Raw genomic sequence first — 2,651 nt, 5'->3', positions numbered from 1 at the left:
CGGGGAACCCGACGGGCGCGAATCGCTTTACCCTTTACCCTTTACCCCTTTTAATAAGTCTTGCTCATCACCATAACTGCTGGAGAGCAACAGGAGGGAACCTCTGCATGTGTTTCAGTAGTCAACCGTCGGGTAACAAGTGACTGACGATCGCGAGGTTTTAAATAATGCTAATCTGCCATAAAATTCAACACTAATTGATTGAAATCATCGCGGTATTCTAAATATGGGTGGTGTCCACAATTGGGGAATATCGCTAATTGATAGTTTGGCAAACCTGCGGCGGCAATATATGCATGTTTGACGGGTATAATTCGATCGTTTTCGCCCCAGATAATTAATGTCTTTTGGGTAATTTGCGCTAAACTGTCGAGAATTGGTTGATACACGTCAGAGCGCACGCCAGCTAACGTAAAATTACTTTGTCCAAGTCGTAAGATTACTGCATTTCGACCGGGGATGGCAAAGATCGGATAGCGAAACTCGATCCATTCTGGGGGTAATTGGCGACTATTGTAGAAATTAGATCTCAACATCGCAGGAATCATCCACCGCCCCGGACGCAACAAACTAACGATCGCAGGTAATGTAATCAAGCGAATTCCCAGACTAATCTCTTTGCCCAAGCCCATACTATCTACTAATACTAACCGATCGACTCGATCGGGATACAATCGCGTAAACTCTAGAGAGACACCACCACCCATCGAGTTACCGATGAGGGTAGCGGTATCGATGTTTAGTGCAGTCATGAAACCCGCTAAAAATTCGGCTTGCTCCGTCAGCGAATAAGTACCGTCTGGAAAGTCAGACTTGCCCGAACCAACCATATCAAACGCATAAACTTGATGGTGTTGAGCTAATTCGGCAATATTATACAGCCAAAACTCGATCGAGCCATTGCCACCGTGGAGCAAAATCAGTTTACTACCACTGCTACCCATCTGCCAATAACGCGTATTGATGCCATTTACCGCTATATAGCGATCTGGTGGCGGTGTAACTGAAGGATGAGCCTGCATGGATTACATAAAGATCGGAACTTACGATAATTTTATAACGGTGCTTTGGACAGTGCTAAATTGAGAGATGGTACATATTTAAAGCTAATTTATCCCAGTCTCCCAGTCTCCCAGTCCCCCAACAACACCTAATTTCCATAAGGACGGGGGAACGGCTTTAATAACTTCTGAGCTTGATAGACGCTAAATATTTCGATTATTTCACCACCGCGCCGGATCGGAATTTCGCCTAATTTAGTGAGATTGTTGAAATAACTAGGATACCGTTTCTTGGCATCCAAATCGACATCAAAAGTCTTACTACCTAGATAAATAGCATTTTTCCCCAGCCATTGTTTTGGCGACGACCAAAATGCAAAACCGCGCAGATCGGCATCAAAGCAAGTTAGTGGTTTATGAAAGACTGGCTCGATCGCCATCGCAATTTGTCCGCCACTATAGTAACGATTAGTAAAGACAAAATCTGCTTTTTTTAAGGCGATATTTAATTTAGGATTGTCGATAAATCCTTGCCGGAGTTGTCGAACGTCAAAAAGTTGAGTTGAAGGATCGCTCTTAATGGGCATCAAGCCATAAATTGTCGCACCGGGAGTTTGAAATGTGCCAAAAGCCACATGAGATAAAGCGATCGATAGTAATAGCAAAATTACAGCAACTGAGCAAAAGAACCAGCGATAGGGTATTCGCGCATTAGCATAACGCCGACTAATCACCACCCTTTCGGCAAGCAAAATTGTCGCCGTCCAGTATCCAGGCATCTTCCACCCAGGTAGAATTTGTTGATAGCCAGACATCAGCGTAAATCCTAAAATTAGCGGTAATGACAGCCATAAAATCAAGCCCCTTTTGTCTAAATCCCACTCATTACCAAAGCTCCGATCGCTAGAAAATCTTCGCCAGTCAAAGTTTCTAATTTGTTGAATCGTCATTCGAGTTATCGCCCACAATAAGGGAAATCCAAAAGTAGGAAATAGATATAGCATCTCGACGAAGAGGGCGATAACTAACCGTTCGAGCTGATAACCGCCACTTGGAACGGCACGTTGGGACTGAAACTGAAACGAGATCCAATTATGACTGATATTCCAAATTAAAAGTGGTGAAATTGTCAATAAAAAAATCGGTATCCCCATCCAGAACCACTTCGAGCTAAACGCGCGACGGTAACTCTCATGACATAAACAAAAGCCCACTAAACCCAATCCTAATATAAACCCATGATATTTACCCATACAAGCCAAACCGACAGTCAGACAGATTAATGTCAGCCGGAAGCTGGGTTGATAAACCCGACAATCAAAAAATTCTTGAGTTGCCAACCATAACGAAAGTGCCCAGAAAAATAATAGCGGCGCATCCGGAGTATTGAGGATGCCAAAGGCAATCTGAAAAATGGGAATTGCTGAAGCGATCGCGAGGGTATTAATCGCAATTTGGAGCGTATATAATCGCAGCGCGGCTAGGTATAGAAAAATTAACGAACCAGTATAGAGCAGTAATGTTCCGATCCGAATCGTAAACTGCGATACTTGTCCTCCCGTCAACCAAATTCCGAAACCCGTCGTCAGGGCAACTAGCGGCGGGTGATCGAAATAACTCCAGTCGGGATGCAGAGTGTAGAGATAGTAA

General features: G+C 43.9%; 2 protein-coding genes. Both read right to left on the bottom strand.

Features of this window, described 5'->3' with window-relative positions; all coding sequences use genetic code 11:
* Window positions 1–170: 170 nt before the first annotated feature.
* Entirely contained in the window at window positions 171–1,022 is an 852-nt protein-coding gene (locus RMO35_RS07410) for an alpha/beta fold hydrolase (RefSeq protein WP_309739779.1), read from the bottom strand.
* 128 nt (window positions 1,023–1,150) lie between these two features.
* Window positions 1,151–2,651: glycosyltransferase family 39 protein (locus RMO35_RS07405; protein WP_309739777.1), on the bottom strand; the 1,501-nt coding region annotated here is incomplete at its 5' end.

The sequence above is a fragment of the Chamaesiphon sp. OTE_20_metabat_361 genome, assembly GCF_031364565.1.
This window is presented reverse-complemented; position numbering and strand designations above follow the sequence as displayed.